The organism is Streptomyces sp. NPDC054956 (genome assembly GCF_053609185.1).
In genome coordinates this window covers 1-5564 of record NZ_JBSGXB010000417.1, presented here as the reverse complement: position 1 = coordinate 5564, position 5564 = coordinate 1, and the positions used below count along the sequence as shown (strand labels likewise).

Below are 5564 nucleotides of genomic sequence, written 5' to 3'. Positions count from 1 at the left end.
CACCCGGGGAAAGCCCGGATGGGGGTGGGCCCGTGGGCCCACCCCCTTCTCCGTCGAGCTCGCCGCAGGCGCTGCGCGCTACGCGCTCAGCGGGAACTCCTCGCCCAGTTCCCGGAACACCGCCCCGTTGAAGTCGAAGGCGCGCTTGCATTCGTCGATGATGCGCTGCTTCTCCAGGTCGTCCGCGGCGATCGCGTCCAGCAGTTCGCGGTAAGTCCGCTTGAAGGCCGCCGGGTTGGAGATGTCCGCGAAGACGTAGAAGCGGACGCCGTCGCCCTTGCGCTCGAAGCCCCAGGTCCGCTCCGCCTTGTCGCGGATGATCTGGCCGCCGGAGAGGTCGCCCAGGTACCGGGTGTAGTGGTGGGCGACGTACCCGCCGGGCCAGGACGCGGCGCACTCGGCCACCCGCGCCGCGTACGCCTCGGTGGCGGGCAGTGCCACCAGCGTCTCACGCCACCGCGGTCCCCGCAGGTGGGCGAGGTCGCGCTCGATCTCGGCCAGGCGCATCAGCTCGGGCTGGATGAACGGCCCGGCCACCGCGTCCTCCCTCAGGGCCTCGGCGGCGTCCTCCAGGGCCCGGTAGACGAACCACAACTGCTCGGTGTAGCGCGTGTACGCGTCCACCCCGAGCCGGCCGCCGAGCAGGTCGCTCATGAAGGACGAGGTCTCGGCCTCGGTGTGCTGCTCGTGCGAGGCCACACGGATGGCGGTGGAGAAGGCGTCCAAGGCGGACCTCCGAGAAATCGGAAGAAAGGGGGAAACAGGCGTGGCGGCCGCGCCGCCACACCCGATCCTCCTGCTTAGGCATACCTAAGTCAATGTGTTCCCGACGCCTTGTCGGTAAAAACCTCCGAAGCGATGTCCCGGAATCAGGGCAGCGTCAGGATCTCCGCCCCGGTGTCCGTGACCACCAGTGTGTGCTCGAACTGCGCGGTGCGCTTGCGGTCCTTGGTGACGACCGTCCAGCCGTCCTCCCACATGTCGTACTCGTGGGTGCCCAGGGTCAGCATCGGCTCGATGGTGAAGGTCATCCCGGGCTCGATGACGGTGGTGGCGTGCGGGCTGTCGTAGTGCGGGACGATCAGGCCGGAGTGGAAGGACGAGTTGATCCCGTGACCGGTGAAGTCCCGGACCACGCCGTAGCCGAAGCGCTTCGCGTACGACTCGATGACCCGCCCGATGATGTTGATCTGGCGGCCCGGCTTGACGGCCTTGATGGCCCGGTTCAGGGCCTCGCGGGTGCGCTCGACGAGCAGCCGGGACTCCTCGTCCACGTCGCCGCACAGGTACGTGGCGTTGTTGTCGCCGTGCACCCCGCCGATGTACGCGGTCACGTCGAGGTTCACGATGTCGCCGTCCCGCAGGACGGTCGAATCGGGGATGCCGTGGCAGATGACCTCGTTGAGCGAGGAGCACAGGGACTTGGGGAAGCCGCGGTAGCCCAGCGTGGACGGATAGGCGCCGTGGTCGCACATGAATTCGTGGGCGACCCGGTCCAGCTCGTCGGTGGTCACCCCCGGAGCGATGTGCTTGGCGGCCTCTTCCATCGCCTGGGCGGCGATCCGGCCGGCGATGCGCATGGCCTCGATCGTCTCGGCCGTCTGCACCTCCGGTCCGGTGTACGGAGTGGGCGCGGGCTTGCCCACGTACTCGGGCCGGCGGATGTTTCCGGGAACGGAACGGACGGGAGTGAGCTCGCCTGGTACGAGCAGCGACTGGCCAGACATACGAGCGAGTGTATCGAGCGGGTATGGGGCAGCATGGCGACAGAGAGAGGAGCCTGACGATGGCCCTGTTCAAGAAGCGCCAGGTGGGCAAAGCGGGCGAGTGGTACTACTGCCTGGTCCACAAGAAGGTCGAGGAAGGCCCCGAGTGCCCCGCGAAGGACCGCTTCGGGCCCTACGCGACGCCCGAGGAGGCCAACCACGCCATGGAGACGGCGCAGGAGCGCAATCTCGAATGGCAGAACGACCCGAAGTGGAACGACAAGACGCGCGAGGAAGAGGAAGGCGGAGCCACTCCGTAGCCGGTCCGTTCCGGTCGCCGCGGGCCGAGGGGCGAGCGGTCCGCCGGACTACCAGCGGCTGGGCGGCGGGGCGGTCAGCTGGTCGGCCAGCCGCGCCAGCCGGTCCCGGAAGCGCCGCGGCCCGCGCTGCACCGGCAGGCTGTTCTCCCCGGCCGCCGCGCTGACCAGGTGCTGGACCGTGTCCAGATCCAGTTCGGCGGCGCCGTCCGGTACGGACAGCACGTCGTGCGCGAGCGTCCCGAGGTCCGGGTCGCCGCCGTCCAGGGACAGTACGGTCGCCCCCGCGCGCCGGGCGTCGTGGACGCGCTCCAGCAGCCCGTCACCGGGCTGCCCCGGAGCCACCACCAGCAGGGTGTGACCGCGCCGGGCCGCCTCCAGCCGGCTCAGGCCCACCGAGAGGTGCGGGGCGTCGCCCGGCAGCACGTGGTGGCGTACGAGCGTGGGCGCCAGCTCCGGCAGCCCCGACCAGGCGGCCTCGTCGACCAGGTGGGCGGCGAGGTGCCAGGGCTCGTACGCCTCGGTCCCGACCAGCAGCAGGTTCCCGCCGGCCGGCACCACCGAGCGCCGCAGCGTCCCGGCGAACCGGCGCGCGGCACCGGGCCACTCCGTACCGGCGAGTACCTCGCGCAGCAGCGCCACTCTCACGGCGTCCATACCGGCATCCTGCCGTATGGAAGGGACATACGGGAGCCGTTCCCCCCCCATCCACCCCCGCTCCGGCCCTCCGGCCCTCCGCGTGCCGCCGATCTCACGCCGTCCGCGCATTCGACTCTGCCGGTCCCGGCATTACCCTCGCCCCCATGACCTCCACAGACAGCACGCAGCAGCCCCCCGCGAAGGCTCCCGCCAAGGACCCGTGGGACCTCCCCGACGTCTCCGGCCTCGTCGTGGGCGTCCTCGGCGGCACCGGCGACCAGGGCCGGGGCCTGGCCTACCGGCTCGCCCGGGCCGGCCAGAAGGTGATCATCGGCTCCCGCGCCGCGGACCGCGCGCGGACGGCGGCCGAGGAGCTCGGCCTCGGCGTGGAGGGCGCGGACAACGCCGAGTGCGCGCGCCGCAGCGACATCGTGATCATCGCGGTGCCGTGGGAGGGCCACGCCAAGACCCTGGAATCGCTGCGCGAGGACCTCGCGGGCAAGCTCGTCGTGGACTGCGTCAACCCGCTCGGCTTCGACAAGCAGGGCGCCTACGCCCTCGACGTCGAAGAGGGCAGCGCGGCCCAGCAGGCCGCCCTCCTCCTCCCGGACTCCCGGGTCACGGCCGCCTTCCACCACCTCTCGGCGGTCCTGCTCCAGGACGAGTCGGTCGAGGAGATCGACACCGACGTGATGGTCCTCGGCGAGGTCCGCGCCGACACCGACATCGTCCAGGCCCTCGCCGCCCGCATCCCGGGCATGCGCGGCGTCTTCGCGGGCCGCCTGCGCAACGCCCGCCAGGTCGAATCCCTGGTCGCCAACCTCATCTCCACGAACCGCCGCTACAAGGCCCACGCGGGCCTGCGCGTCACGGACGTCTGACCCGCCCCCCGCCCGGCCGGAAAGCGGCCGGGCGGGAGAACCGTGGGCATGGGGGACACTGGAAGGGCTTGAACCGCTTCAGTGTCCCCGAGGAGCTCCAGACATGCCCCGCCTTGCCGTGTTCGCCATCGTCCTCTGCGTGCTCGCCGCGGCCGCGGCCGTCGTCGCCTTCATGGAGGGCAGCCTGCTCGGGATCGTGTGGGTGCTGATGGCCGGCATCACCTCGAACATGGCCTGGTTCTACGTACGCAAGGCGAAGCTCGACAAGACCCGCGACGCCGGCGACGCCGCTTAGTTCGCGGCCGCTAGTTCGCGGCCGCGCAGAAGCCGCTGGTGTCCTGCCAGAAGCGGTAGAGCTCGCGGCCGCAGTAGGTTTCCAGGTCGCTGACGCCGAGCGCGGACAGGACGCCGTCGACCGCGTCGAAGAAGAACAGGTTGACCTCCGGGATCCACAGCAGCGCGAAGACGGCCAGCAGGCCGAACGGCGCCAGCGGCGCCACCTCGCGGCGGACCCGGTGGGAGAGCCAGGGCTCGATGATGCCGTAGCCGTCGAGGCCCGGGACCGGCAGGAAGTTCAAGATCGCCGCCGAGACCTGGAGCAGGGCGAGGAAGGCGAGCGCGAAGCGGAACGGAACCGGCACCCCGTCCAGGGCGTTCAGCCAGAACGGGGCCGTGCAGACGGCCGCGAAGGCGACGTTCGTCAGCGGGCCGGCCGCCGAGATCAGGCTGTGCTTCCAGCGGCCCCGGATCCGGTCGCGCTCGATGTACACCGCGCCGCCGGGCAGGCCCAGACCGCCCATGATCACGAAGAGCACCGGCAGGATGATGCTGAGCAGCGCGTGCGTGTACTTGAGCGGATTGAGCGTCAGATAGCCCTTGGCGCCGACGCTGAGGTCACCGCTGTGCAGCGCGGTACGGGCGTGTGCGTACTCGTGGAGGCAGAGGGAGACGATCCACGCCGCCGTGACGAAGAGGAAGACGGCCAGCCCGGTGCTGGTCGAGTACCCCGTCCACACGGCCCACCCCGTCACCGCCATGACGGCGAAGATTCCGAGGAAGACGGGACTGATCTGCCGCTCGCCGCGGTTGTGGCTTCGGATGCCCTGGTGACCCATGCGGTGAACCTATCCCGGGGCAGGCGCGGGAGCGGGGCCGGGGCGGGGACAATGGACCGGTGCGTTACGCGATTCTCGGCACCACCCAGGCCATCCGCGACGACGGGAGCACCGTCCCCGTCGGCGGGCCGCGCCTGCGCGCGCTCCTGACCGCGCTCGCACTGCGGCCCGGACGGGCGGTGCCGGCGGCCTCGCTCATCGCCGAGGTCTGGGACGGCGACCCGCCGGCCGACGGCCCGGCCGCGCTCCAGGCGCTGGTCGGACGGCTGCGCCGGGCGCTGGGGCACGAGGCAGTGGGCTCCGGTGAGGGCGGCTACGTACTCGCCGCCGCCCGCGAGGACATCGACCTGTACCGCTTCGAGCGGCTCGCGCGGGAGGCGGCGAAGGCCGCCCCGGCCGAGGCCGCCGCCCTGTACGACGAGGCCCTGTCCCTGTGGCGCGGCGAACCGCTGAGCTCCCTGCCCGGCGCGGAGCCGGAGGCCGCCCGCTGGGAGGCGCTACGGCTGGACGCGCGCCGGGGCCGTCTGGAGGCGGCCCTGGAGCTGGGGGAGGCGGAGCGGGCCCTGCCGGAGCTGACCGCGCTGTGCGCCGGGCTGCCGCTGGACGAGCCGCTGCAGGCCCTGCGGATCCGCGCCCTGCGCGACGCGGGCCGCCCCGCGCAGGCGCTGGCCGCCTACGACGAGGTCCGCCGCGACCTGGCCGACCGCCTGGGCACCGGCCCGGGCCCCGGCCTGCGCGCCCTCCACGCGGAACTCCTGAACCCGGCCGCCGACTCCTTCGCACGGCCCCCGAGACCCTCGACCGCCCCGCCCGCCGACCCCGCGCGGGCCTCGGCCCCGGCCGGCGGGGACCACCGGTATCCGGCCGCCGCCCTCGCGCCGGCACCCGCCCGGGGCGACGGAGACC

General features: G+C 72.3%; 8 protein-coding genes. 4 read left to right on the top strand and 4 right to left on the bottom strand.

What is annotated here, in order from left to right:
* Positions 1–78 precede the first annotated feature (78 nt).
* Together ACWGDE_RS35600 and map are read right to left on the bottom strand one after the other, a co-directional pair.
* Complete coding sequence (locus ACWGDE_RS35600; protein WP_453393211.1) at positions 79–726, bottom strand: biliverdin-producing heme oxygenase; 648 nt, start codon at positions 724–726, stop codon at positions 79–81.
* 143 nt (positions 727–869) lie between these two features.
* Entirely contained in the window at positions 870–1727 is an 858-nt protein-coding gene (gene map / locus ACWGDE_RS35595; RefSeq protein ID WP_453393210.1) for a type I methionyl aminopeptidase, read from the bottom strand.
* Positions 1728–1786: 59 nt separating this feature from the next.
* On the opposite strand from map, the gene ACWGDE_RS35590 reads away from it, so the two are divergent.
* A complete protein-coding gene (locus ACWGDE_RS35590; RefSeq protein ID WP_453393209.1) occupies positions 1787–2026 on the top strand; it encodes a hypothetical protein in 240 nt (79 codons plus the stop codon).
* 48 nt (positions 2027–2074) lie between these two features.
* Here the strand turns inward: ACWGDE_RS35590 and ACWGDE_RS35585 are convergent, their stop codons facing one another.
* Positions 2075–2680 carry a hypothetical protein gene (locus ACWGDE_RS35585; protein ID WP_453393208.1) on the bottom strand — a complete coding sequence of 202 codons (606 nt, stop codon included), beginning with the start codon at positions 2678–2680 and terminating at the stop codon, positions 2075–2077.
* 146 nt (positions 2681–2826) lie between these two features.
* Here ACWGDE_RS35585 and npdG point away from each other — a divergent pair, with 146 nt between their 5' ends.
* Complete coding sequence (gene npdG, locus ACWGDE_RS35580) at positions 2827–3543, top strand: NADPH-dependent F420 reductase (protein ID WP_453393207.1); 717 nt, start codon at positions 2827–2829, stop codon at positions 3541–3543.
* A 103-nt stretch (positions 3544–3646) separates the two neighbouring features.
* Entirely contained in the window at positions 3647–3838 is a 192-nt protein-coding gene (locus ACWGDE_RS35575; RefSeq protein ID WP_453393206.1) for a hypothetical protein, read from the top strand.
* A gap of 10 nt (positions 3839–3848) precedes the next feature.
* Here the strand turns inward: ACWGDE_RS35575 and ACWGDE_RS35570 are convergent, their stop codons facing one another.
* Entirely contained in the window at positions 3849–4658 is an 810-nt protein-coding gene (locus tag ACWGDE_RS35570) for a site-2 protease family protein (protein ID WP_453393205.1), read from the bottom strand.
* A gap of 59 nt (positions 4659–4717) precedes the next feature.
* Here ACWGDE_RS35570 and ACWGDE_RS35565 point away from each other — a divergent pair.
* Positions 4718–5564 (top strand): AfsR/SARP family transcriptional regulator (locus tag ACWGDE_RS35565; protein WP_453393204.1); only part of this gene is annotated, 847 nt, incomplete at its 3' end.

Bases quoted from the DNA above. Each gene is read 5' to 3' on its own strand.
- ACWGDE_RS35585 (WP_453393208.1), bottom strand. From the start codon at position 2,680: ATGGACGCCGTGAGAGTGGCGCTGCTGCGCGAGGTACTCGCCGGTACG.
- ACWGDE_RS35590 (WP_453393209.1), top strand. From the start codon at position 1,787: ATGGCCCTGTTCAAGAAGCGCCAGGTGGGCAAAGCGGGCGAGTGGTAC.
- ACWGDE_RS35570 (WP_453393205.1), bottom strand. From the start codon at position 4,658: ATGGGTCACCAGGGCATCCGAAGCCACAACCGCGGCGAGCGGCAGATC.
- ACWGDE_RS35575 (WP_453393206.1), top strand. From the start codon at position 3,647: ATGCCCCGCCTTGCCGTGTTCGCCATCGTCCTCTGCGTGCTCGCCGCG.
- npdG (WP_453393207.1), top strand. From the start codon at position 2,827: ATGACCTCCACAGACAGCACGCAGCAGCCCCCCGCGAAGGCTCCCGCC.
- map (WP_453393210.1), bottom strand. From the start codon at position 1,727: ATGTCTGGCCAGTCGCTGCTCGTACCAGGCGAGCTCACTCCCGTCCGT.